Here is a 22381-nt window from a genome sequence, read left to right as displayed (position 1 = left end):
GGTGTCCGGGGGCGGGCCCGTCCCGCCCCCGGATCCACGCCCGTTATTCTGTGAAGCCCGGACATTCCTATCCCCAGACCTTCTGGACACCTGTCACGGCAGGTGGAGACCCGAGGAGCCACGTTGGCTGCTGAGCTGCACGTCGAGCTGGTCGCCGCGGACCGCAGTGTCTGGTCCGGCGAGGCCACCCTGGTCGTCGCACGCACCACATCGGGTGACATCGGCGTCATGCCCGGCCACCAGCCGCTGCTCGGTGTGCTGGAGACCGGCCCGGTGACCATCCGCACGACCGACGGCGGTACGGTGCTCGCCGCCGTCCACGGCGGTTTCATCTCCTTCGCCGACAACAAGCTGTCGCTGCTCGCGGAGATCGCCGAGCTGGCCGAGGAGATCGACACCGCCCGTGCCGAGCGGGCCCTGGAACGAGCCAAGTCGGAATCCGACGCCGCCGCCGAGCGGCGCGCGGAGATCCGGCTGGTCGCGGCCGCGAGCAAGCGCTGAGACGGTCACGACACGCACGATGAGCACAGCCGCGGACCACTCCGGGAACCTCCGGGGCAGTCCGCGGCTGTTGCGGTACATGACGTCATACTGGTCGGGTACGTGAGGCGAGGAGGTCGGTGGAGATGGTCCTCGCTCTTGTGCTGAGCGGCGCGGTCGTCGCGCTGGTGCTGTTGGGGCTCTTCGTCTTCGGTCTGCGGCGGAGACTGATCCAGCGCTCCGGCGGCACCTTCGACTGCAGCCTGCGCTGGGACGTGCCCGAGGGGGAGCCCGAGCCCAGCGGCAAGGGCTGGATCTACGGCGTCGCCCGCTACAGCGGTGACCGGATCGAATGGTTCCGGGTGTTCTCCTACGCGCCCCGGCCCCGCCGGGTCCTGGAGCGCTCCGCGATCGAGGTGGTGGCGCGCCGCACCCCGCAGGGCGAGGAGGAGCTGGCCCTGCTCTCCGACGCCGTCGTCCTCGGCTGCGCGCACCGCGACACCCGCCTGGAACTGGCGATGAGCGAGGACGCCCTGACGGGCTTCCTCGCCTGGCTCGAAGCGGCCCCGCCGGGGCAACGAGTCAATGTGGCCTGAGAAAAGGTGTCTCGTTGGTTGGGGGTGCCCCCGGACGGAGTCTGGGGGAGGGTGAACGTGGCTTAGCCGAGCCGGGGCCCCGCCGGACGCGGTCCGGTGGGGCCCCGCTCCGTTGTACAGGAGAACCGGGGAGGCGGCGGGCGGCACCGCTCTCCCCGGTCGCCGGGTGCGGGGCGGTGACGGCCCCGCGTCCGCCTTCTACCGCAGGCCGCGGTCGATCGCGGCGATCAGTTCGCCGTCGGCGGTGTCACCGCTGGTCTCCCAGAAGAACGCCCCGCCGAGCCCCCGCTCCTTGGCGTAGGCCATCTTCCCGGCGATGGTGCCCGGGGTGTCGTAGCTCCACCACTGGTCGCCGCAGTGGGCGTAGGCGGTGCCCGCGACGGTGCCCGTGACCGGGCACGCCGTCTTCAGCACCTTGTAGTCCTCGATGCCGGACTCGTAGGTGGCCGGCGCCGGGCCGCTCGCGGCGCCACCCGGCTCGCTCTGCGTGACGCCTGTCCAGCCGCGGCCGTAGAAGCCGATGCCGAGCAGCAGTTTTCCGGCGGGGACGCCCTGCTCCGTGAGTTTCCGGACGGCCGCGTCGGCGGTGAAGCCCGCCGCGGGGATGCCGTCGTAGGAGGTGAGCGGGGAGTGCGGGGCGGTGGGGCCGTCGGCGTCCCAGGCGCCGAAGAAGTCGTACGTCATCACGTTGTACCAGTCGGTGTACTGCGCGGCGGCGCCGTAGTCGGTGGCGTCGAGCTTGCCGCCCTCCGAGGCGTCGGCGGTGATGGCGGCGGTGACCAGGTCGTTCCCGAACGCGCCGCGCATGGCCCGCATCATCGTGGCGAAGGCCTGCGGGCCGCTGGAGTCGCACCGCAGCCCGCAGGCGTTGGGGTACTCCCAGTCCAGGTCGATGCCGTCGAAGACGTCCGCCCAGCGCGGGTCCTCGACGAGGTCACGGCAGGAGCGGGCGAAGCCCTCGGGGTCGGCGGCCGCCTCGGTGAAGCCGCCGGACCAGGTCCAGCCGCCGAACGACCAGAGCACCTTGAGGTGCGGGTACCGCTCCTTGAGCTTGCGGAGCTGGTTGAAGTTGCCGCGCAGCGGCTGGTCCCAGGTGTCGGCGCGGCCGTCGACGCTCTGCTCGGCGGTGTACGCCCGGTCGTGGTCGGCGTAGGCGTCGCCGATGGCGCATCTGCCGCCGGTGACGTTGCCGAAGGCGTAGTTGATGTGGGTCAGCTTCGCGGCGGTGCCGGAGGTGACCAGGTCCTTGAGGTGGTGGTTCCGGCCGTAGCCCGCCCAGTTGGTGAAGTAGCCCAGCTTGACGGGGGCCGCGGCGGCGGGGGCCGCGGCGGCGGGGGCCGCGGCGGCGGGGGCCGCCTCCGGGGCCGGCTCCGGGGCGGCCTGGGCGGCGGGGGCGAGGGCGGTGAGGGAGAGCAGGAGGGTGATGAGGACCGCGGCGGCCCGGCGGGGTGCGCGGGGGCGGCGGTGGGGGAGGGGGGAGGTTCCTGAGCGCAAGGCTGCTCCTCAGTCGATCCGTTGGGGGTGGATCCTGCGGCCGCCCGACGGCACGCCCCTCCGCCCGCGCGGGGCGGGAGGGTGTGGCCTTCGCATTGCTGAGGAGGGTAGAAAGGTCTGTACCTCTGGTCAAGAGGTCTGGACCAGTTGTGCCGCAGTCCCGTCCCGGAATGCCCCGCCGGACGCCCCTCCGCCCGCCCCGCTGCCCGTCCATCCGCCCGCCCCGCCGTCGCTCCGGCGCCGCGCGGTCCGCCCGCCGGCCCCGGGGCATCACGGCCCCCGGACGCCCAACTCCCGTGCCAGCACGGCCGCCTGGACCCGGCTGCGCAGCTCCAGCTTGCCCAGCAGCCTGCTCACATGGGTCTTCACCGTGGCCTCCGCCATCCGCAGCCGCCGGGCGATGTCGGCGTTGGACAGGCCCTCACCCAGGCAGCCCAGCACCTCCCGTTCGCGCGGCGTCAGGGTCCGCAGCACCGCGGGATCCTCCGCGCCGGTGCGGCTCTCCCGGCCCGGGCAGGCGAACTCGGCGATCAGCCGGCGGGTCACGGCGGGGGCGATCAGCCCGTCGCCGCGGGCCACCGTCCGTACCGCCGCCACCAGTTCCGCCGCCTCGCTGTCCTTGAGCAGGAAGCCGGCCGCGCCCGCGCGCAGGGCGCCGAAGACGTACTCGTCCAGATCGAAGGTGGTCAGGACGAGGACGTCCGCCAGCCCTTCCGCGGTGATCGTCCTGGTCGCCGAGACCCCGTCGAGCCTCGGCATCTGGACGTCCATGAGCACCACGTCCGGGCGGAGTTCCCGGGCCAGCCGCACGGCCTCCTCGCCGTCCGCGGCCTCGCCGGCCACCTCGATGCCGGGGGAGGAGCGGAGGATCAGCACCAGCCCTCCCCGGACGGCGGACTGGTCCTCGGCCACCAGCACCCGGACGGGCTGCCCGGCTGACTCCGTCATGACGATCCCTTCACGTCGGCGGGCAGTTCCGCCCGCACCTGCCATTCCTGTGCCCGGGCGGGGGGCGGCCCGGTGTGCTGCCCGGCGCCCGCGGGCGCGGCGACCGGTCCGGCCTCGAAGGCGCCGCCCAGCAGGGCCACCCGTTCCTCCATGCCCACCAGGCCCGCCCCGGCGCCGGGCGCGCGGGGACGGCCGCCGGTGTCGCAGGGGCTGCGGACCTCCACGGTCAGCGGCCCGCCGTCCTCGTGCGCCAGCCGTACGGTCACGGTGCCGGGCGAGGCGTGCTTGAGCGTGTTCGTCAGCGACTCCTGGACAATCCGGTACGCCGCCATCTCGACCGGGGCCGGCAGCCGCAGGCCTGGCGTGCGGGTGTCCTCCAGGACGAACTCCAGGCCGCTGCCCGCCCCGTTGGCCCGGCTCTGGTCCAGCAGCGCGTCGAGGCCGTCGAGGCGGGGGGCGGCGAGCAGATCCGCCTCCTCGCCCTCGCCGGCGCGCAGCAGGCCGATCAGCCCGCGCATCTCGGCCAGGCCCTGCACACTGTTCTCCCGTATGACCCGGAGGGCCTCCTGGGCGGCCTTCTGGTCGCCCAGGGAGAGCGCGGCGGTGGAGTGGATGGCGATCGCGGAGAGGTGGTTGGCCACCAGGTCGTGCAACTCCCGTGCCATCCGGCCCCGTTCGGCGGCCACCGCCTCGCGGCGGTCCATCTCGGAGAGCAGCGCCGTCTGTTCGGCGCGCAGCCGCTCCTCGCGGGCGGCCTCCCGGTGTTCGCGGATGGTGAGGCCGCTCCAGGCGGGGGCGATCGTGATGAGGGCGCAGACCACGCCGACGAGCAGCGACTCCGGCTCCGGGTGGGCGGCCAGGGCCCAGAAGGTGACGCCCACCGTGGCCACCGTGGACAGCGAGAGCACATGGCGGGCCATGCCGGGGCGCCCGTACAGCACACTGGCGTAGACGACGTCGGTGAACATCAGGACCGTCGCCAGCAGGGAGCCGATCACCTGGTCCGCGACGAGGGCGCCGACCCCGATCAGCAGGGCCCACGGCTGGCCGGTGCGGCGCAGCAGCACGGCGACGCACATCACGGCCAGCGGGGCGAGCGGCAGTGCGCCGAGGTCGGCGCTGCGCGGGACCGTGGTGTAGATCTCGAAGTACCACAGGACCAGACCGCCGAGAAGACCACCTGCGGCAATCAGGCCATCGTCGCGGGGCGGGAGGGGGACGGCGGACGGCATGGGCCCATCACAGCACGGGAGTCGGGGCGGGGCGTCGGCTCCCGGACGTACATCCAAGGATGTAGCGGTCCGCGGAGCGGTCAGGCGGGGCCGTTTCAGGACGGTGGCGGCAGCCGCGGGGCGGCGGGGCGCCCGGCCGGTTCGTGGGGCGCGGGCGCGGCCGGGGGCGGGCGTCCGCCGTCGGTCCAGCCGGCCCGGTGGGCGAGGACGGCGGCGCTCGTCCTGTTGCTGACGCCCAGTTTCCGCAGGGTGGCGCTGACGTGCTCCTTGACGGTGGCCGGCGCGATGCCGAGCCGCGCGGAGATGGCGGGGTTGGTGAGCCCGGCCGCCAGCAGGCAGAGCACCTCGCGCTGACGGAGCGTCAGCCGGGTGAGCGCCCGGTGGTCGCCGGCCGCGGGCCCGGGATTCCGGCGGGTGCCCGGGCGGCCGGCCGGACGGCCGGCCCCGCGGGTGTCCGGGCGGGTGTCCGGGTCGGGGGTCCGGACGCGGGCGGCGGGGGCGGGGAAGACGCGCCCCCCGGAGGCCAGGATGCGTAAGCAGGAGAGCAGGACGGGCCGGTCGGCGCCCGGGTCCAGCACGCCCGCGGCCCCCGCGGCGAGACAGCCGGCGATGTACTCGGCGCCGGGGGCGGAGGTCAGGACCACCACCGGCGGGGCCGCCGGCCGGGAGCGCAGGGACCGGACGGCGGTGAGCGGGGCCGGGCGGTCCGGCGCGGCGGCGAGCAGCACCAGATCGGCCCGCGCCGGGCCGGGGTCCGCGGGCTCCCGGTGCGGCTGGGGGAGCCGGGGAGGCCGGTCCGCCCCGACGACCGTGATGCCCGGGGCGGCCAGGGCCGTGCGCAGGGCGGACCGCTCACGGGCCGCGCCGAGGAGTGCCACGCGGATCACGGTCCCCCTTCCGGACCCCGCCGAGTGGGGGGTGTCGAATCCTTCTGAGGGATGAGATTAGCGAGCGGACTCCGCTGTCAGGATTGGCTTGAGTTTTACCTGTCCCGATGCACCCCCGCATGACCGGTGGGGGTGGCGGGATTCCGTGGGAACGCCCGGGTACCCGTTCCCGGGCGCTCCGTACTCCGTGCCATCTAGGGGGATGCGATGCATGGAACAGACGCGGGTCCGGTTCCGGTGGTTGACCGCCACCGTCCGTTCGCGGATCGCGAGTTGCACGTCTTCTCGGTGCGGCTGGACCGCCGCGCCGCCGGGGCGAGGGGCCGGTGGGCCGCACTGCGGGCCTTTCTCGGCCAGTTGATGGATCTGCCGGAGCGCGAGGTACCGCTGCGGCGCGATGTCTACGGGCGGCCGGAGCTGGAGGGCTCGTCGGTGGACATCGCGGTGTGCCCGGACGAGCGGCGGCAGTTCGTCGCGCTGGCCGGTGGTTCGGCCGTGGCGGTGAGCGGGCACGGTGTGCCGAGCCTCCTGGACGAGGAAGCGTTTCTGCCGTTCAGCCGTTCCGAGCGGCTGTTCGTGGACGAGGCCCCGGAGGAGGAACGCTCCCGCCGGCTGGCCCAGTTGTGGACGCGCAAGGAGGCCTCCCTGCGGCTCTCGGGGTACGGACGGCTCGCCCTGGCGGGTGAGGTGGACGCACTGATCCAGCACCGGGAGGGCCGGGTGCTGCTGCCGCCGGCTTCCGGTGGCGGTGAGTCCGCGGACCCGCCCGTCGCCTATGTCTACGACGTGCCCGCCGAACCCGGGCTGGCGGCCTCCGTGGCGACCTCCTCCGAGATGCGGCGGGTGTTCGTGTGGCAGGTGGGCGACAGACCGCCGGTCATGGCATGACGAGCGCGTGCGGGTCGAAGCCCGTGCGGCCGGGCGGGACGGGCTCGCTGAGCTCCCGCCAGACCTCCACCGCGAAGCGGTAGGCGCCGGTCCGCTCGTAGCGGGCGGCGGCGTCGCGGTAGCGGGCGTCGGCCTCCCCGGCGGCGCCGGCGGCCCGGTGTGCCCTGGCGAGAGCCACGGTGCACCGGGCCTCGTCCAGCGGTGCCGTTCCGTCGAGGCCGGCCTCCGCCTCGCGCGCCTGGTCCAGGGCCGCGCCGGTGTCGCCGCGGTGGAGGCTCAGCGCGACGGAGGCGGCCGCGAGCTGGGTCCGCCGGCCGTCGGAGCCGAGCAGGGACGTGGTCCGCCGGGCCTGCTCCAGCAGGATCTCCGCGGCCTCCGCCTCACCGGCGGAGAGGCGCATCAGCGCCCCGGCCACGGACAGCCGGGCGCTGAGCTGCAGATCGGTGGCGGGGGTGGCCAGTTCGACGGCCCGGTCCAGGAGTTTGAGCGCCTGCGGGGTGTCCCCGGCCGCGTACCGGGCACCGGCGCAGGCCCACAGGGCGACGGCCTTCACCCGGCCGTCGGGAAGGGCGGACACGGCGTCGCGCAGCTCCTCGGCGATCCCCGCGGCCCGCTGCCAGTCGCCGCTCTCGGCGCAGGCCGACAGCAGCGCGACCCGGGCGCGGACGGTCTCGGCGGGGTCGGCGCCGAGGGACTCCGCGGAGCGGACGGCCTCCTCGGCGACGCGCACGCTCTCGGAGAGCTTCCCCGCGAGCCGCAGTGCCTGGGCGAACTCCACGGAGACCCGGGTGAGCAGCAGCGGTGACGCCTCGGTGAGCGGATCGTCCAGCAGCCCGCGGAGGGTCTCCTCGCGCTCCCGCTGCCGGCCGAGGTGGCCGAGGGTGGTGGCCAGGTCCCAGCGGGCCTCCCACAGCACCTCGTCCGCCTCGGAGTCGCCGGCGCGTTCGATGACCTCGCGGAGCTGGTCGTGGGCCGCCTCCCAGTCGCCGGAGAGCTGCGAGGAGCGGGCGGCGACGAGCCGTCCGACGAGGCCCAGCCGGTGGGTGCGCCGCTCCTCGCGCGGCTGGGGGGCGACGAGCTGCTGGAGCGGGACGCCCAGGCGCTCGGCGATGACCCGGGCCAGTTTGACGCTGGGGGCGCGGCGGCCGCTCTCGACGAGGGAGATATAGCTGGGTGACATGTTGTCACCGGCGAGGTCCGTCTGTGACAGGCCCTGCGCACGGCGGATCTCCCGTACCTGCCTCCCGAATTCCGGTTGCTCGACCGTCAAGGTAATCGCTCGCCAAAGGTTGTGTGGACGCGGGGGAAGTAACGAACTATGACAGGGGAGTGTACCGGCCCCTTCCGTACCTGGTCTTTTCATCTCAGTCATAGCCAGTCATGCTAGAGTCATGGCTTGTGTCCCACGGAGACGACGCGCCGCGACGACGGGCGGGGCTGACCGCCCTGCTGACCGCGGTGGCGATCGCCTCCGTGGGCGAGGCCATGATGATCGTGGCGGTCCCGTGGTTCGTCCTGCAGACCACCGGGAGCGTCGCGCGGACCGGAATCGTCGTCGCCGTGGCCTCGGTCGGCGCCGGTGCGGCCGGTTTCGCGGCGGGCCCGCTCATCGACCGGTGGGGTTTCAAGCCCACCACCGTCGTGTCCTACCTCTTCGGCGGTACGGCCGCCGCCGGGATACCGCTGCTGCACACGCTCGGGCGGCTCGACTTCGTCACGCTGGTGGCGCTGGTGCTGTTCGCGAGCCTGCTGGACATCCCCGGCGTCACGGCCGTGACCGGGCTGGTGCCCGCGCTGGCCGGCGCGGCGCGGATGCCGCTGGAGCGGGCCAACGGGCTGCTCACGGCGGTGCGCCAGGTGAGCCAGCTCTGCGGGCCGGCCCTCGGCGGTCTCGGGGTGGCGCTGCTGGGCACGGCGAGCGTGCTGCTGATCAACGCCGGGGTGTGCGCCCTCGCCGCGCTGGTCATCACCGCCGGAGTGTCCGCCCCCGACCGCTCCGCGGCCCCGGCGCCGGAGCGGCCGGCCGGCGGGTACACGGCCGAACTCCGCGCCGGGCTGCGGACGTTGCGGCAGCACCGGCTGCTGCGCACCCTGACGGCCTCCTCCACCGCCTTCAACGGCCTGGACAGCGGGCTGGCCGGGGTCGTCCTCGTCACCTACGCCTACCAGCACCTGGGCAGCGCCGGCAGTCTCGGCGTGCTGCTGACCGCCTTCGGGATCGGGACGGCCGCCGGGTCGCTGGCCTTCGCGGTGGTGGGGCACCGCCTGGGCCGGCGCAGGACGTTCCTGGCCGCGGGGTTCGCGGCCGGCCTGCTCATCGCCGGGCTGGCCGCGCTGCCCCCGCTCCCGCTCGGCGCCGCCCTGCTGGCCGTGCTGGGCGCGGTCGCGGCTCCCGTCGCGCCGCTGCGGACCGGCGCGCTGCAGCGCGGGATACCGGAGGGGCAGTACGGGCGGGTGGTGGCCGCGATCGACACCGTGGCGCTGTCCGCGGTGCCGCTCGGGGCGACCGCGGCCGTCGCGCTGGTGGGCGGCGTCGGGTTGTCGCATACCGTCCTGGTGATCTCCGGCGCCTATCTGTTGGTGGTGGCGGGATGCTGGGCGGCGCCGGGCCTGCGGGAGATGTGAGACGGCACGGGCGCGGGGCCCCGGCCTCGCGGCGGTCAATGACTTCTATTGACAGATTATGACTCTCCATTGACACTCGTGGTGACCAGCTTTGGCTCGTACCGTGAGGGGGACAGATGACCTCGGCTCCCGTCCAGCCCGCCGGCGACACCTTGACCTGGAGTGTCCCGTACGGCGGGCGTGCGGACGCCCTGCGCAGGGTCCGGGACTTCCTGGCGCGGGAGCCCGGCGGCGTACTGGACCTGCTCTGCGAGATCTCCACCCACCGGGCCGCCGGATACGAGCTGGAGGCCGCCGTCGCCACCCTCGACGGCGCCCTGGCCGAGGTGGAGCGCTACCGGCCCGGCCACGTCCGGAGCGTGGCGGTCTTCATGCCGTCCAATGTGCTCCTCTACTCGTACGTGCTCTACCTCCTGGTGCCCTCGCTCTACTCCGGCAGCGTCGTCTTCCGGCCGTCGAGCCAGGTGCGCGACCAGGTCGTCCGGCTGCACCGGATGCTGGCCGCGCACCACCGGCTGCCCGTCGAACTCGTCACCGCCAGCCAGCGCGCCTTCGTCCGCGACCACGCCCGCCCGGCGAGCGTGGTCGTCTTCACCGGCGCCTACCGCAACGCCGAGCGGATCCGCGAACAGCTCTCCACCGGCCAGCTGTTCCTGCACCTCGGCGCCGGGGTCAACCCCTTCGTCGTGGCCCCCGGCGCGGACGTGGAACGCGCCGCCGCCGACGCCGTCGAGGTCCGGATGCTCAACGCCGGGCAGGACTGCCTCGGCCCGGACCTCTTCTGCGTCCACGAGGAACTGCTCCCCGGCTTCCTCGACGAGCTGATCACCCGGCTCAAGGGGCTGCGCTACGGGCCGTACCACGACCCGGCCACCGACTACGGCCCGATCTTCTACGAAGGGGCCCTGGAGGAGGCCGCGCTCTTCCTCGCCCGCAACCGCAAGGACATCGTGCACGGCGGCGCCGTGGACTTCCGCAGCCGCCGCTTCGACCCGGTGGTGGTGCACGGCGAGGCCGTGACCCCGCGGACCCACGTCCCCGAGTTCTTCGCCCCCGTCTTCAACGTGGCCGGCTACCGCGACGAGTCCGCGCTCGCCGCCACCCTCACCACCGGCAGCTTCACCGAACGGGCCCTCGGTGCCAGCGTCTACGGCACCGCGCCCGCCCTGGTGGAGGCGCTGCGCCGGCGCACCACGGTGACCACCGACACCACCCTCCTCTCCGTCGACGACGGCAACGCGCCCTTCGGCGGCTACGGCCGGCAGGCCAACTACATCAGCGACGGGGAGAACGTCCACGCCGAGCCGGTGCTCATCTCCAAGGCCGTCGCCGACCACCTCCCGGCGGACGCCCGGTGAGCGCCGCCCCGTACACCCACCCCACCGCCTGGGACGCCGTCGCCGACTTCCTCGAACACCTCGGCGCCGGCACGGTGTTCGGACTGCCGGGCGACGACATGGACCTGCTCGGCGCCCTGGAGGACCGCCCGGCCGCCGCCGTGCTCTGCCGCGACCAGCGCAACGCCCTCTACATGGCCACCGGTTACGCCCTCGCCTCCGGCCGCCCCGGGGTGTGCGCCGTGGGCAAGGGCCCGGCCGTCACCCACGCGCTCACCGGACTGCTGGAGGCCCGCTCCGCCGCCGCCCCGCTGATCCTCATCGCCGGGGGCACCGGCCTGGACCGGCTCGGCACCGGCGCCTTCCAGGAACTCGACCAGCTCACCGCCGTCCGCCCGTTCACCAAGTGGGCGGTCCGCGTGGACCGGGCCGACCGGCTGCCCGCCGCGCTGGAGAAGGCCGCGGCGGTCGCCGTCAACGGCACGCCCGGCCCCGTCTACGTCGAGATCCCCGAGCAGATCGCCGGGGACCCGGTGGAGCGGTACGCGCCGTGGCGCCCGGCCGGACCGCAGCGGCTCGCCCCGGACGGCGGCACGCTCCGCGCCGCCGCCGAGCGCATCGCCGCCGCGGAGCGCCCGCTGTTCCTGGTCGGCGGCGGCGCCCGGAACCGCGACGCCGGCCGCGCCATCGAACGGCTGGCCGAACTGGCGGGCGCGGGCATCTTCACCACCGCCTCCGGGCGTGGTGTCGTCTCCGAGGACCATCCGCTGTTCTGCGGGCTGTCCGGCCTCTACACCACCGGGCCCGCCGCCGCGCTGTGGCGCGAGACGGATCTCGTGATCGCCCTCGGCAGCAGGCTGGAGGAGACCGCCACCTTCGGCTGGCCGGAGGCCCGGGACCTGCCGGTGATCCAGGTCGTGGCCGGTGAGGAGGACGTGGTCACCGGCCGCCCCGGGCTCCATGTGCTGGGCGATGTGCTCCGCGCCGTCCAGGGCTGGGCCGGGCTGCTCGCCTTCCGGCCGTCCGGCGCGGACTGGACCGCACGGGTGGAGCGGGCCCGCGCCGGCCAGGCCCGCGAAGCCGCCCGGCTGGCCGCCGAGGCGGAGCGGGCCGCCGCGGCCGCCGGAGCCCCGTCGGTCGCCGGGGTGCTGGACGCGCTCCGCCGGACCGTGCCCGGGGACTGCGTGCTGGTGCAGGAGAACGGCCTGCAGGACATGTGGTCGTACCACCATCCGCACTGGTCCTGCGGCGCGCACGGCGGTTCGGTGGTGCCCAGCGAGCAGACCCCCCTGGGCTTCGGCGCCGCCGCGGCCCTCGGTGTGCGCCTCGCGCTGCCGGACCGGCCGGTGGTGGCCGTCACGGGCGACGGGGCCTTCAACATCTTCCGCCCCGAGCTGCCCACCCTGGCCGACGCCGGGGCGCCCGTCCTCTACGTCGTCCTGGACAACGGGGGCTACGGCTGGCTCCAGACCAACCTCGACCGGGTGTCCGGCGGCTCCTCCCGCTTCGCCTTCACCCGGGACCGCCCCACCGGCACCGGGGAACTCGCCGCGGCCCTCGGCCTCGGCTACGCGCGGGCCGACCGGCCCGGAGAGCTCGACGCCGCCCTGCGGAAGGCGTGGGAGCACTGCGCCTCCGGCCGCCCGGCGGTCCTGGAGGTACGGGTGCTGCTCACCGACGTACCGCCCGGGATGGACGAGGGGCCCGCGGGCGACTTCCCCGCCCGGGACGCCTGACCCGGCGCACGGGGCCGGAGTGCCGCGCGGCGGCCCGTGGTGCAACGGCCGCCCCGACCCACGAGAAGAGAGATGACGCATGTCCGTGGTGCTGTTCTTCCCCGGGCTCACCCCGACCCGGTACGACGCCATCGAACGCTTCGTGACCACCCAGGAGCACGCGAAACGGCGCTTCGCCGAGGCCGACGAGGTCCTCGGCTACCCGCTGCTCGACGCCTACCGCGACGCCTCCATCTACGAGTGGGAGGTCTTCGAGTGCGGCTTCATGGCCCTCGCGCTGGCCCTCGCCGACTGGGCGGAGGAACGGTACGGCGCCACTCCGGAGCTGTGCGGCGGCCAGAGCTACGGCGAGGTGATGGCGGCCGTCTGGGCCGGCACCCTCAGCTATCCGGACGCGCTGCGCCTGATGTCCCGCAGCGTGGTGGTGGAGCAGGACTGGTTCAGCTCCCTCGACGAGCCCCTGGGCTGCCACTTCTTCTACCGGCTGCCGATCGAGACGGTCGAGCGGCTGGTCGGGGAGTTCCGCGCCGGGGGCGACTGGATCGAACTGTCGGTCGCCTTCGACGCCTCGGTGCACGCGGTGTCCGCCTCCCTGCGGACCCTGGAGCGGTTCGAGCAGCGGGTGCGGGAGGAGGGCGGCTTCCCCTTCTACACGGTGAACCGGGCCGAGCACTGCTCCGCCGTCGCCGGCCTGCGGGAACGCCTGGACCGGGAGGTCTACCGGACCGTGGAGTGGCGTACCGCCCGCATCCCCGTCATCTCCGACGTCGACGGGCGGTCGCTGCGGGAGGGCGAGGAGATCCGGCGCGACCTGCTCGACGGCTGGACCACGCCCGTGCACTGGAGCACGGTGCTGCGCGGCATCCGCTCGGCGGGCGGCCGGGAGGTGTGGATCCCGGGACCCCGGAACATGTACGCCCGGATCACCGCACGGGAGTTCCCGACCAAGGTGATCACCCCGAGGACCGCGCTCGGCACCTGACGAGGGAGCGCGGGGCCGGGGGTCCGGGTGCCGGAAGGCTCCCGGGCCCCCGTCGGCGTCCGCGGGTACGGGGCCTGGGTGTCGCAGGGAGCCGGGTGGACCACGCCGGGGAGCCGGGGAGCCGGGGAGCGGGCCGGGACGCCCTGTCCTGCCCGAAGTCTCGTACTGACACCCGCCGTTGCGGCAGGGGGAGGCGGGGACGACGGAGCCGGCCGGCCCGCGGAAGCGCGGTGCCGGCCGGCTGATGTCCGCGCCCGCCGGTGCGCCGGCCGGTCCGGAACCGTCCCGGGGGAGCCGGGGGGAAGGGCCGGAGAACCCGGGGCGGGCGGCGGAGTGGCGGGGCGGAGGACGGGGCCGGTGGGGTCGCGGTCCGGCGCCCGGACCGGCGACCTCACCTCTCGGACGGGGCGCCGTCTCAGACGAGCTGCTTCTCGACGCGGCCCACCACATCGGAGACGAGGCGCAGTTCGCGCAGCTCCTCCTCGGGCAGCTTGACGCCGAACCGCTCCTCGGTGGCCACGATGATCTCCACCATGGCGAGGGAGTCGACGTCCAGCTCCTCCACGAAGGACTTCTCCTCGGAGACCTCCGAGGGCTCGACGTCGGCGACCTCGTTCAGGATCTCGGCGAGACCGGCGACGATTTCTTCACGCGTCATGGGATGACCTTTCTTCGGTGAGTTCGGCCGTTGCGGGCCTCGGCGGATCGGGGGACGGGAGCCGGGGACGGGGGCGGGGAGGGGCAGGGGGCGGGAAGCGCGGACCCGGGCTCAGGCGCGCGCGGCGGCGCCGGCGGCCTCGGCGGCCTCGTCCGCGGCCGGTTCCCGGAAGGAGATGGTGACCAGGTGGTCGGCGAACTCCCGCTCCAGGCCGATGAGATGGATCTGGCGGCGCAGGCTGTGGACGCTGAGATCCGTCATGGTCGGATCGCCGGTGTGCTCCTCCGGGCGGTCGCCGTGGTCGATGCCGAGGGCGATCGGCGCGGACAGCTCCAGCATTTCGCGGATGTCGTCGCCATAGCCCTCCTTCACCCCCTGGCGGAGCGCGTGGAGCCCGAAGCTGACATGCCGTGACTCGTCCCGGCACATGGCGGTGAAGCCGGCCTTGACTCCGGGGAGCGCCTTCGTCCCGTGCAGCTGGTTGAGGATGGCGCGCTGCCCGACGAGGGCGAGCACCCCCTCGGTGATGAGGTGGAACAGGGTCACGGCGCGCAGCCAGCGGCGGTAGTCCGAGGGGTGCTGCTGGAGCTCCCGTACGACGTCGGCCTCGATGGTGCTCAGCTCGCGGTGCGAGGGCGTGACCATGTTCCACGCCTGGACGAGCATCCGCTTGGGATCGGGGTCCAGGCCGAGCAGTTCCTCGCCGAAGCGCAGCATCAGCTGGGTGTGGCGGGTCTCGTCGGCGATCTGGGTGCCGAGGTAGAGGTGGTCCACCTCCTCGGGGGCGCCGGTCAGGATGGGCCCGAGGAGGTCCAGCCCGGTGTACTCGCCCGTGATGAAGGTGGCGATCTGGTCGGTGAGCGCCTGCCGGGCGGCCGGGGAGATCTCCTTCTCGAAGGCCTCCCTGTCCTGCTCCAGCCCGATGGCCCGGGCCGACCACTGCTGCTTCTCCCAGCGTTCGTAGAGCGTCTGGGGCTTGGGGCGTCCGGCGGTGACGAGATCCGCGTGCCGCAGCACCTGGTCGACAGGGAGGTCCGGCATCTCGGCGAGTGATGCCTCGTCGAGCAGCAGTGTGCTCCAGCGGGTCATCTCGGACTCCTTGACTCGATGGTGAATCGCATGCGCATGACTGACGATGCGGTCATCAGTGAACAGGAACCGTCTCGCTTCGTCAATGACGAGTCACATTTATTGACAGCGGCGTGATGGGCGTGTCAATGTTCAGCCGTGCCGGGCAGCCGGCGGCCGATCGAGGAAGGGGACAGGCGTGACCGTGACACCGCTCCGGCGCGAGGCGCCGAAACGGCGCGTCGTCGTGACGGGCACCGGGGTCGTCTCCCCGATCGGCCTGACGACCGGCGAGTTCTGGGAGTCCCTCACCGCCGGGCGCAGCGGCATCCGGGTCATCACCCGGTACGACGCGGACGAGCTGCCGACCCGCTTCGCCGGGGAGATCACCGGCTTCGAGCCCCGTGACCACATGCCCAACCGGGTCGCCCGGCGCCTCGACCGGTTCGCCCAGTTCGCCCTGGCCGCCGCCCAGGAGGCCATGGCCGAGGCGAAGCTGGAGATCGACGAGGAGCTCGCGCCCCGGACCGCCGTCCTCGTCGGCAGCGGGTACGGAGCCGGGCACTTCACCCGGACCGCGGTCCTGGAGCTGCGCGACCGCGGCCGCCGCAGGATGAACGCCTACTTCGCCTCGGCCGGCTCCTCGGACAGCGCCGCGGTCGAGGTCGCCAACCGGTTCGGCGCCCGCGGACCGTCCGGAGCCGTGGTCGCGGCCTGCGCGACCGGCGCCGTCTGCATCGGCGACGCCATGCGGCTGATCCGGGACGGCTACGCGGACGTGGTGCTGGCCGGCGGTTCCGACGACGCCGTCAACCCCCTCGACCTTGCCGTCTCCGCCAACGTCGGGGCGCTGTCCCGGCGCGGCGACCACCCGGAGCTGGCCAGCCGCCCCTTCGACAAGGCCCGCGACGGCTTCGTGATGGGCGCCGGCGCCGGAATCGTCGTCCTGGAGTCCGCCGAGCACGCGGAACGGCGCGGGGCGGCCGTCCTGGCCGAACTCGCCGGCTACGGAGCCACCACGGACGCGTACCACTCCACCCACCCGCACCCCGAGGGGCTCGCCGTCAAGCGGGCGATGGCGGACGCCCTGGCCGACGCGGGGGTGGCGCCCGGAGAGGTGGACTACATCTGCGCCCACGGCACCAGCACCCCGCTCAACGACCGCATCGAGAGCGAGGCGATCCGCGGGGTCTTCGGCGACCACGCACCCCGCATCCCGATCAGCTCGGTCAAGTCCATGACCGGGCACATGATCGGGGCCGCCGGGGCGGTCGAGCTGATCGCCTCGCTGCTGGCCGTCCGCACCGGGATCCTCCCGCCGACCGTCAACTGCGACGACCCGCTGGACCCGGAGCTCGACTACGTGCCGCACACCGCGCGGAGACAGCCGACGCGCGTGGCGGTGAGCAACTCCTTCGGATTCGGCGGGCACAACGCGGTCCTCGTGGTCCGCGCCCACCCGGAGGGCGGACTGGACGGCCGGGACGGGGAGCCCGCACGGGAGGCCCGGCCCGCACAGCACACACCGGACGAACGGGCCGCGCAGGCCGCGCGGACCGCGGGAGGGAAGCGATGAAGGGCAGGCGCGTCACCCTGGTCAGGCCCACCGAGGCCGACTACGAACTGATCGCCGAATGGCTCGGCCCGGCTTCCCCGACCGCCGTGCTGACCGCGGACACCGGCGAGTTCGTCACCCCCGAGGACCTCAAGCGCTACAACGACTCCGGCGAGATACGGCAGTTCGCGGTCCGCACGCTCGACGGCACGACCGTCGGCACCGTCAACTACCGCCGCCAGGGCCCGGTCGGCAGCTACGTCATCGGCGGCGCGATCGGCGATCCGTCGATGTGGCAGCGCGGGCTCGGCGCCGAGGCGTTCGACCTGCTGATCGACCACCTCTTCCACGCCCGCAACGCGCACCGGATGCAGTTCACCACCGCCCTCTACAACAAGTCCGTGCTGCGCATGGTCACCCGGGCCGGCTTCGTCCTGGAGGGCATCCTGCGCGAGTACCACTACCTCGACGGGCGCTACCACCACGCCGCCGTCTGGTCGCTGCTGCGCCACGAGTACTACGACTCCCTGGCGGAGCAGGCCCGCCGGACCCCCGGCTTCACCGGCCCCGACGCGATCCCCGAGTCCGCGAAGGCCGAGGCGCTCGCCGTGCTCTGCGACCACCTCCGCCGGCCGGAGGCCGAGACCTCCATCAAGATCCTGCTGGAGGACGCCGACGCGGAGGCCGCGCCCGGGGCGGCCGCCCGGACGGCCGGTGCCGCCGCGGCCGCCGCCGCGCTCACCGGTGCCGTCTCCGACGCGGTCTCCCACGCCGTCACGGCCCCCGCCGCGCCCGCCGTCAACGGGGAGGCCGCGCGATGACCACCACGCGCCCCCAGCCCGAGGCGTACTGCCAGGCCGATCCGGTCTTCTACGACACCGGCAGCCGCCACACCGCGCACGACACCTCCGTCTTCCCGCTGACGGAAACCCCCGCCCCGGTGGGCTGGCGTCGCGGGGAGCGGGACGTCTGGGTGGTCCACACCCCCGAGGGCCACCGGATGCCCGCCCAGGGCTGGAAGATCCACATCTCCGGGCGCCCCGACAACGCCCAGCACATCATCGAGACGGCCTGGGACTACTGCACCGGCCGCGGCGTCCCGTTCAAGTTCCTGCGCAGCCGCGACGTCGTCACCGCCCACAGCGTCAAGTACGCGCCGCGCTCCGCCAGCGGCAAGCTCGTCACCCTCTACCCCGCCGGCGAGGAAGAGCTCCGGCACGCGCTGGAGGAGCTGTCCGAGCGGCTGGCCGGGGTGCCCGGGCCGTACATCCTCACCGATCTGCGCTGGGGCGACGGGCCGCTGCACGTGCGGTACGGGGCCTTCGTCAGCCGCTACTGCACCGGTCCGGACGGCGCTCCGGTGCCCGCGGTGGAACGGCCCGACGGGGTCCTGGTGCCCGACGACCGGCGGCCGGTGTTCACCGTGCCGGAGTGGGTCGAGCCGCCCGCGTTCCTCGCCCCGCACCTGGAGGCGCGGCGGACGGCCGGCGCGGGGGACGACTTCCCGTACACCGTCGAGCGCGCCCTGCACTTCTCCAACGGCGGCGGCGTCTACCTCGCCCGGCACCGGGACGGCCGGCGGACCGTGCTGAAGGAGGCCCGCCCGCACGCCGGCCTCGACGGCCGGGGCCGCGACGCCGTACGGCGGCTGGAACGCGAACGCGCCGCCCTGGAACAGCTGGCCGGCATCCCCGGCATCCCGGAGCTCTACGGCCACCACCGGGTCTGGGAGCACCACTTCCTCGCCGTGGAGCACTTACCCGGCGACACCCTGCACGGCTGGCTCGCCCGGCACTACCCGCTGACCAAGGCCGCCCCGGACGCCGCCGCCCTGCGGGCCCACGTGGAGCGGGCACGGGCCGTCGCCGACCGGATCGAGGCGCTCGTCACCGCCGTCCACGAGCGCGGCATGGTCTTCGGGGACCTGCACCCCGGCAACATCCTGGTCGACGAGAGCGACGACGGGAGCGGCGACGGACTCCGCGTGTCCCTGGTCGACTTCGAGCTGACCGTCCCCGCCGCCGAGGCGCGGCGGCTCGGCCTGGCCAACCCGGGCTTCTCCGGCTCCGGCCTCACCGGCTACGCCCTCGACCGCCACGCGCTCGCGGCGCTGCGGCTCTGGCTGCTCTTCCCGCTCACCGCGCTCTCCGAGCTGGACCCCGCCCGCGCCGCCCGCTACGCCGACGCGGCCGAGCGCGCCTTCCCCCTCGCGCCCGGCGAACTCGACGCGGTACGGCGCGAACTGGCCCCGGCGGCGGACGCCCTGGCCCGGGTGCCGGACGCGCTGCGCGAACCCTCGCCGGTGCGGCTGGACGCGGACGCGCCCGACTGGCCCGCCGTGCGCAAGTCGATGGCCGAGGCGATCCTGCTCAGCGCCACCCCCGAGCGCCGGGACCGGCTCTTCCCCGGCGACGTACGCCAGTTCCACACCAACGGCCTCAACGTCGCCTACGGAGCGGCGGGCGTCCTCTGGGCCCTGCACACCACCGGCGCCGGCCGCTGGTCCGAGTACGAGGAGTGGCTCGCGGCGGCCGCCCGCCGGGACGAGGCCCTCGGCCCCGGCTTCTACGACGGCGCGCACGGCATCGCCCACGTCCTCGACATCCTCGGCCGGACCGAGGACGCGCTGCGGCTGCTCGACCGGAGCCGGGAGGCGCCGTCCGCCGTCCGCGAGGTGAGCCTCTACCGCGGCCTGGCGGGTATCGGCCTCAACCTGCTCCACTTCGCCGCCCGCACGGGGACGGCCGCCCACCGCGAGGAGGCGCTGGCCGTGGCCGGCCGGCTCGCGGAGGCCGTCGACGCCGGCACCGCCCCCGGCATCGCCGCCGGACCGGGCCGGGGGAGCCGGGCGGGGCTGCTGCACGGCTGGTCCGGGCCCGCCCTCTTCTTCCTCCGCCTCCACCAGGACACCGGTGACGCGGGATGGCTCGGCCTCGCGGTGCGGGCCGCGCACCGGGACCTCGATCTCTGCCGCGGATCCGAGGACGGCTCCCTCCAGGTGGACGGCGGCTTCCGCCTGCTGCCGTACCTCGACGTGGGCAGCGCGGGCATCGCCCTGGTCGCGTCCGAGATCCTTGAGCACCGCGCCGACGCGCGGCTGGAGGAGACCCTGCCGGCCCTCGTCCGGGCGGCGGAGCCGGAGTTCACCATCGAGCCGCACCTCTTCAGCGGCCGGGCCGGGCTCCTCGCCACCCTCGCGGCGCTCCGCGCCCGGCGGGCGGGCGGCGGGAGCGGTGACGCCGGAGGCGGCGGAGGAGGCGGCACCGACGCGATCGGCCGCGCCGTGGAGCGCCATCTGGCCCGCCTCCACTGGCACGCCCTGTCCTACCGCGGGCAGATCGCCTTCCCCGGCGAGCAGCTGCGCCGGCTGTCGATGGACCTGGCCACCGGGAACGCCGGTGTCCTGCTCGCTCTCGGCGCGGCCCTGGACGGCCGTCCGGACTTCCTGCCCTTTCTGGCGGGACCGGCGGCAGCCCGCGCACCGCGCCCCACAGACCCCGGACGGCCCTGAGCCGTCCGGTGCCCCTGCCCCCGAGACCGTGGAGAGGAGGAATCACCATGTCGATCGTTCTCGACCTGCAGGGCCTTGAGGTCCCCGCCGAGGAGGCTGCCGTTCCGGGCAGCACCATCAGCAACAACTGCTGAACCGGCAGCGGCTCCGGCCGCCGCCCGCCCCGCCCGGTGACGGGTCGATGCCCCTGAACCGCCGGGTCCCCGGGCCACCGCCGGTGTCCCCGTGTCCGCGCGCGAGTTTTCCGGAGAGGAGGAATCACCATGTCGATCGTTCTCGACCTGCAGGGCCTTGAGGTCCCCGCCGAGGAGGCTGCCCTTCCGGGCAGCACCATCAGCAACAACTGCTGAGGCTCCTTCAGGCCCGGCCGGCGCCGGGGTTCCGGTGCCGGGGCGATGCCCCGGCCCACCGCACCCCGGAGCCGGCCGGCGCCCGTGCCGTATCCGTGCCGTATCCGTGCCGTGTTCCGAGGAGGAACCGTGTCGATCGTTCTCGACCTGCAGGCCCTCGAGGTCCCCGCCGAAGAGGCCGCGCTGCCCAGCAGCACCATCAGCAACAGCTGCTGATCCACCGGCGTCCGCCGGCCGCGGGGACGGGGACGCACCGGTCCCGGACCGGTGTCCCCGGCCCGCCACGGCTCCGGCCACCGGGTGCCCACACCCCCCGGTGGCCGGAGGGCGCGCCGCGGCGCGCCCCCGCCCCCGCGGCCGGCACGCCGGCTCCGCCGGGTGCGGACCCGCTCCTCCGGGTCCGCACCCGGCGGCTCGTCCGGCACACGGAACACCCGGCCGGCGCCGCCGGCCCCCACACCGAGACAGGGAGGAAGGAGCCGGGATGAGCGGTCTGCTCCACGGCAAGAACCTGGTGGTCACCGGGGTCATCACCGAGAGTTCCATCGCCTGGGCCGTCGCCCGGCTGGCGCAGGAGCAGGGGGCCCGGATCGTGCTGACCGCCTACGGCCGGCCCACCCTCGTCGCCCGGCTCGCCCGGCGGCTGCCGGACCCGCCGCCGGTGGTGGAACTCGACGTCACCGACGAGGACCAACTGGACACGCTCGCCGAGCGGTTGAGCGGCAGCCTGGACCGTGTCGACGGCATCCTGCACTCCGTCGCCCACGCGCCCGCGAGCTGCCTGGACGGCGGCTTCCTGGACGCTCCGTGGCCCGATGTGGCCTCGGCCGTCCACACCTCCGCCTACTCCCTCAAGGCGCTGACCGTCGCCTGCCGTCCGCTGCTGGCCCCCGGCTCGTCCGTCGTCGGCCTGGACTTCGACGCCTCGCGCGTCTGGCCCGGCTACGACTGGATGGGCGTGGCCAAGGCCGGACTGGAGTCCTGCGCCCGCTACCTCGCCCGCGACCTGGGCCCGGAGGGGGTGCGGGTGAACCTGGTGGCCGCGGGCCCGCTGAACACCCTGGCGGCGCGCGGCATCGGCGGCGACGGCGAGGGCTTCGCGAAGGAGTGGGGCCGGCGGGCGCCCCTGGGCTGGGACGCGGGCGATCCGGAGCCGGTGGCACGGGCCTGCCTCGCGCTGCTGTCCGACTGGTTCCCGGCGACCACCGGGGAGATCGTCCATGTGGACGGCGGTACGCACATGCTGGGCGTCTGACCGGCCGGCCTCCGAACGCCCGGCCCGCGACCGCCCGTCCCGTCCGGCCGGTGCCCCGGGCCGGCGCTCAGCCGCCCATCCCCATCCCGCCGTCCACGGGGATCACCGCCCCGGTGACGTAGCCCGCCGACTCGTCCGCCAGCCAGGTCACGGCCGACGCCACATCGGCCGGGGTGCCGATGCGCGGCACGGGGTTGCGGGCGACGATCTCCTCCCGGTGGTGCTCCCGCAGACCGCGGGTCATGTCGGTGTCGACGAAGCCGGGGGCCACGGTGTTGACGGTGATGCCGCGGCGCCCCGTCTCGCGGGCGAGCGAGCGCGCGAGACCGACCAGACCGGCCTTCGAGGCCGCGTAGTTGGCCTGGCCCGCGTTGCCGGAGAGGCCCACCTCCGAACCGATGAAGACGATCCTTCCCCAGCGGGCCCGCAGCATCGCCGGCACGGCCCGGCGCGCGCAGCGGTAGGCGCCGACCAGATTGGTGTCGATGACGCGGCCGAAGCGCTCCTCGGTCATCAGCGCGAACGGGGTGTCCCAGGTGATGCCGGCGTTGGCCACCAGGATCCCGACCGGTCCGAGGTCGCGCTCGACGGCGGTGAACGCCTCCTCCACCTCCTCGGGGGAGGTGACGTCGCAGCGCACCCCGTACAGCTTCTCCGGGGCATCGTCCCGGTGGGTGACCGCGACCCGGTGGCCCGCCGCGGCCAGCGACTCCGCGACGGCCAGGCCGATGCCCCGGTTGCCGCCGGTGACGAGAGCGGTACGCGGCTGAGTCATGGCA

General features: G+C 74.5%; 22 protein-coding genes. 14 read left to right on the top strand and 8 right to left on the bottom strand.

The window, feature by feature from the left end:
* The first annotated feature begins 123 nt into the window (after positions 1-123).
* Both SXIN_RS09215 and SXIN_RS09210 read left to right on the top strand, forming a co-directional pair.
* Positions 124-501: a F0F1 ATP synthase subunit epsilon gene (locus SXIN_RS09215; protein WP_019710004.1), complete on the top strand. Its 378-nt coding sequence runs from the start codon at positions 124-126 to the stop codon at positions 499-501.
* A gap of 125 nt (positions 502-626) precedes the next feature.
* Complete coding sequence (locus SXIN_RS09210; RefSeq protein ID WP_039822274.1) at positions 627-1076, top strand: DUF2550 domain-containing protein; 450 nt, start codon at positions 627-629, stop codon at positions 1074-1076.
* A gap of 198 nt (positions 1077-1274) precedes the next feature.
* Here SXIN_RS09210 and SXIN_RS09205 read toward each other — a convergent pair whose 3' ends face one another.
* The 4 genes from SXIN_RS09205 to SXIN_RS09190 all read right to left on the bottom strand — a co-directional run bounded on the left by SXIN_RS09205 (position 1275) and on the right by SXIN_RS09190 (position 5628).
* The gene (locus SXIN_RS09205) at positions 1275-2570 is read right to left on the bottom strand and encodes a glycoside hydrolase family 18 protein (protein ID WP_095756849.1); all 1296 of its coding nucleotides are present in this window, start codon (positions 2568-2570) and stop codon (positions 1275-1277) included.
* A 270-nt stretch (positions 2571-2840) separates the two neighbouring features.
* Complete coding sequence (locus SXIN_RS09200; RefSeq protein WP_019710001.1) at positions 2841-3518, bottom strand: response regulator; 678 nt, start codon at positions 3516-3518, stop codon at positions 2841-2843.
* Entirely contained in the window at positions 3515-4750 is a 1236-nt protein-coding gene (locus SXIN_RS09195) for a sensor histidine kinase (RefSeq protein ID WP_019710000.1), read from the bottom strand. The genes SXIN_RS09200 and SXIN_RS09195 overlap by 4 nt, the downstream gene beginning before the upstream one ends.
* A 95-nt stretch (positions 4751-4845) precedes the next feature.
* Positions 4846-5628: a helix-turn-helix transcriptional regulator gene (locus tag SXIN_RS09190; protein WP_192883572.1), complete on the bottom strand. Its 783-nt coding sequence runs from the start codon at positions 5626-5628 to the stop codon at positions 4846-4848.
* A gap of 282 nt (positions 5629-5910) precedes the next feature.
* On the opposite strand from SXIN_RS09190, the gene SXIN_RS09185 reads away from it, so the two are divergent.
* Entirely contained in the window at positions 5911-6525 is a 615-nt protein-coding gene (locus SXIN_RS09185) for a 4'-phosphopantetheinyl transferase family protein (RefSeq protein ID WP_019709999.1), read from the top strand.
* Here the strand turns inward: SXIN_RS09185 and SXIN_RS09180 are convergent.
* A complete protein-coding gene (locus tag SXIN_RS09180) occupies positions 6515-7888 on the bottom strand; it encodes a helix-turn-helix transcriptional regulator (protein ID WP_272951829.1) in 1374 nt (457 codons plus the stop codon). The two genes, SXIN_RS09185 and SXIN_RS09180, sit on opposite strands and share 11 nt — an antisense overlap.
* A 35-nt stretch (positions 7889-7923) precedes the next feature.
* Here SXIN_RS09180 and SXIN_RS09175 point away from each other — a divergent pair, with 35 nt between their 5' ends.
* The 4 genes from SXIN_RS09175 to SXIN_RS09160 all read left to right on the top strand — a co-directional run bounded on the left by SXIN_RS09175 (position 7924) and on the right by SXIN_RS09160 (position 13205).
* A complete protein-coding gene (locus SXIN_RS09175) occupies positions 7924-9150 on the top strand; it encodes an MFS transporter (RefSeq protein ID WP_157916266.1) in 1227 nt (408 codons plus the stop codon).
* A gap of 116 nt (positions 9151-9266) precedes the next feature.
* Positions 9267-10508, top strand: a complete 1242-nt coding sequence (locus SXIN_RS09170) for an aldehyde dehydrogenase family protein (protein WP_019709996.1) — start codon at positions 9267-9269, stop codon at positions 10506-10508.
* Positions 10505-12223 (top strand): thiamine pyrophosphate-binding protein, encoded by a 1719-nt coding sequence (locus SXIN_RS09165; protein WP_095756845.1) that lies wholly within the window; start codon positions 10505-10507, stop codon positions 12221-12223. The genes SXIN_RS09170 and SXIN_RS09165 overlap by 4 nt, the downstream gene beginning before the upstream one ends.
* A gap of 79 nt (positions 12224-12302) precedes the next feature.
* The gene (locus tag SXIN_RS09160; RefSeq protein WP_019706340.1) at positions 12303-13205 is read left to right on the top strand and encodes a hypothetical protein; all 903 of its coding nucleotides are present in this window, start codon (positions 12303-12305) and stop codon (positions 13203-13205) included.
* A 415-nt stretch (positions 13206-13620) separates the two neighbouring features.
* Here SXIN_RS09160 and SXIN_RS09155 read toward each other — a convergent pair whose 3' ends face one another.
* The gene (locus SXIN_RS09155; RefSeq protein WP_019706935.1) at positions 13621-13863 is read right to left on the bottom strand and encodes an acyl carrier protein; all 243 of its coding nucleotides are present in this window, start codon (positions 13861-13863) and stop codon (positions 13621-13623) included.
* A gap of 111 nt (positions 13864-13974) precedes the next feature.
* Positions 13975-14952 (bottom strand): ribonucleotide-diphosphate reductase subunit beta, encoded by a 978-nt coding sequence (locus SXIN_RS09150; RefSeq protein ID WP_095756844.1) that lies wholly within the window; start codon positions 14950-14952, stop codon positions 13975-13977.
* Positions 14953-15130: 178 nt separating this feature from the next.
* Here SXIN_RS09150 and fabF point away from each other — a divergent pair, with 178 nt between their 5' ends.
* The 7 genes from fabF to fabI all read left to right on the top strand — a co-directional run bounded on the left by fabF (position 15131) and on the right by fabI (position 21602).
* The gene (gene fabF, locus SXIN_RS09145; RefSeq protein WP_019709994.1) at positions 15131-16507 is read left to right on the top strand and encodes a beta-ketoacyl-ACP synthase II; all 1377 of its coding nucleotides are present in this window, start codon (positions 15131-15133) and stop codon (positions 16505-16507) included.
* Complete coding sequence (locus SXIN_RS09140) at positions 16504-17307, top strand: GNAT family N-acetyltransferase (RefSeq protein ID WP_095756843.1); 804 nt, start codon at positions 16504-16506, stop codon at positions 17305-17307. Before fabF ends, SXIN_RS09140 begins: the two co-directional genes overlap by 4 nt.
* Entirely contained in the window at positions 17304-19997 is a 2694-nt protein-coding gene (gene lanKC, locus SXIN_RS09135) for a class III lanthionine synthetase LanKC (RefSeq protein ID WP_095756842.1), read from the top strand. The genes SXIN_RS09140 and lanKC overlap by 4 nt, the downstream gene beginning before the upstream one ends.
* 47 nt (positions 19998-20044) lie before the next feature.
* Positions 20045-20131: a class III lanthipeptide gene (locus SXIN_RS33025; protein ID WP_227962682.1), complete on the top strand. Its 87-nt coding sequence runs from the start codon at positions 20045-20047 to the stop codon at positions 20129-20131.
* 129 nt (positions 20132-20260) lie between these two features.
* Complete coding sequence (locus SXIN_RS33020) at positions 20261-20347, top strand: class III lanthipeptide (protein WP_192883666.1); 87 nt, start codon at positions 20261-20263, stop codon at positions 20345-20347.
* Positions 20348-20458: 111 nt separating this feature from the next.
* Positions 20459-20563: a class III lanthipeptide gene (locus tag SXIN_RS31500; RefSeq protein WP_192883569.1), complete on the top strand. Its 105-nt coding sequence runs from the start codon at positions 20459-20461 to the stop codon at positions 20561-20563.
* 268 nt (positions 20564-20831) lie between these two features.
* Positions 20832-21602 (top strand): enoyl-ACP reductase FabI, encoded by a 771-nt coding sequence (fabI, locus tag SXIN_RS09130; protein WP_019709992.1) that lies wholly within the window; start codon positions 20832-20834, stop codon positions 21600-21602.
* A gap of 67 nt (positions 21603-21669) precedes the next feature.
* On the opposite strand, the gene fabG is transcribed toward fabI, so the two are convergent.
* On the bottom strand, positions 21670-22377 hold the full coding sequence (fabG, locus tag SXIN_RS09125) for a 3-oxoacyl-ACP reductase FabG (protein WP_019709991.1): 708 nt from the start codon (positions 22375-22377) through the stop codon (positions 21670-21672).
* Between the last annotated feature and the right edge of the window lie 4 nt (positions 22378-22381).

Origin of the sequence: Streptomyces xinghaiensis S187 (assembly GCF_000220705.2) — a bacterium.
In the GTDB taxonomy this organism is placed as follows: domain Bacteria; phylum Actinomycetota; class Actinomycetes; order Streptomycetales; family Streptomycetaceae; genus Streptomyces; species Streptomyces xinghaiensis.
The sequence above is the reverse complement of the archived record's forward strand: the minus strand, read 5'-3'. Positions and strand labels throughout refer to the sequence as shown.

Coding starts and splice junctions, on each gene's coding strand:
- SXIN_RS09210 (WP_039822274.1), top strand. CDS start 627: ATGGTCCTCGCTCTTGTGCTGAGCGGCGCGGTCGTCGCGCTGGTGCTG.
- SXIN_RS09200 (WP_019710001.1), bottom strand. CDS start 3,518: ATGACGGAGTCAGCCGGGCAGCCCGTCCGGGTGCTGGTGGCCGAGGAC.
- SXIN_RS09195 (WP_019710000.1), bottom strand. CDS start 4,750: ATGCCGTCCGCCGTCCCCCTCCCGCCCCGCGACGATGGCCTGATTGCC.
- SXIN_RS09180 (WP_272951829.1), bottom strand. CDS start 7,888: ATGAAAAGACCAGGTACGGAAGGGGCCGGTACACTCCCCTGTCATAGT.
- SXIN_RS09170 (WP_019709996.1), top strand. CDS start 9,267: ATGACCTCGGCTCCCGTCCAGCCCGCCGGCGACACCTTGACCTGGAGT.
- SXIN_RS09160 (WP_019706340.1), top strand. CDS start 12,303: ATGTCCGTGGTGCTGTTCTTCCCCGGGCTCACCCCGACCCGGTACGAC.
- SXIN_RS09155 (WP_019706935.1), bottom strand. CDS start 13,863: ATGACGCGTGAAGAAATCGTCGCCGGTCTCGCCGAGATCCTGAACGAG.
- SXIN_RS09150 (WP_095756844.1), bottom strand. CDS start 14,952: ATGACCCGCTGGAGCACACTGCTGCTCGACGAGGCATCACTCGCCGAG.
- SXIN_RS09140 (WP_095756843.1), top strand. CDS start 16,504: ATGAAGGGCAGGCGCGTCACCCTGGTCAGGCCCACCGAGGCCGACTAC.
- lanKC (WP_095756842.1), top strand. CDS start 17,304: ATGACCACCACGCGCCCCCAGCCCGAGGCGTACTGCCAGGCCGATCCG.
- SXIN_RS33025 (WP_227962682.1), top strand. CDS start 20,045: ATGTCGATCGTTCTCGACCTGCAGGGCCTTGAGGTCCCCGCCGAGGAG.
- SXIN_RS33020 (WP_192883666.1), top strand. CDS start 20,261: ATGTCGATCGTTCTCGACCTGCAGGGCCTTGAGGTCCCCGCCGAGGAG.
- fabI (WP_019709992.1), top strand. CDS start 20,832: ATGAGCGGTCTGCTCCACGGCAAGAACCTGGTGGTCACCGGGGTCATC.
- fabG (WP_019709991.1), bottom strand. CDS start 22,377: ATGACTCAGCCGCGTACCGCTCTCGTCACCGGCGGCAACCGGGGCATC.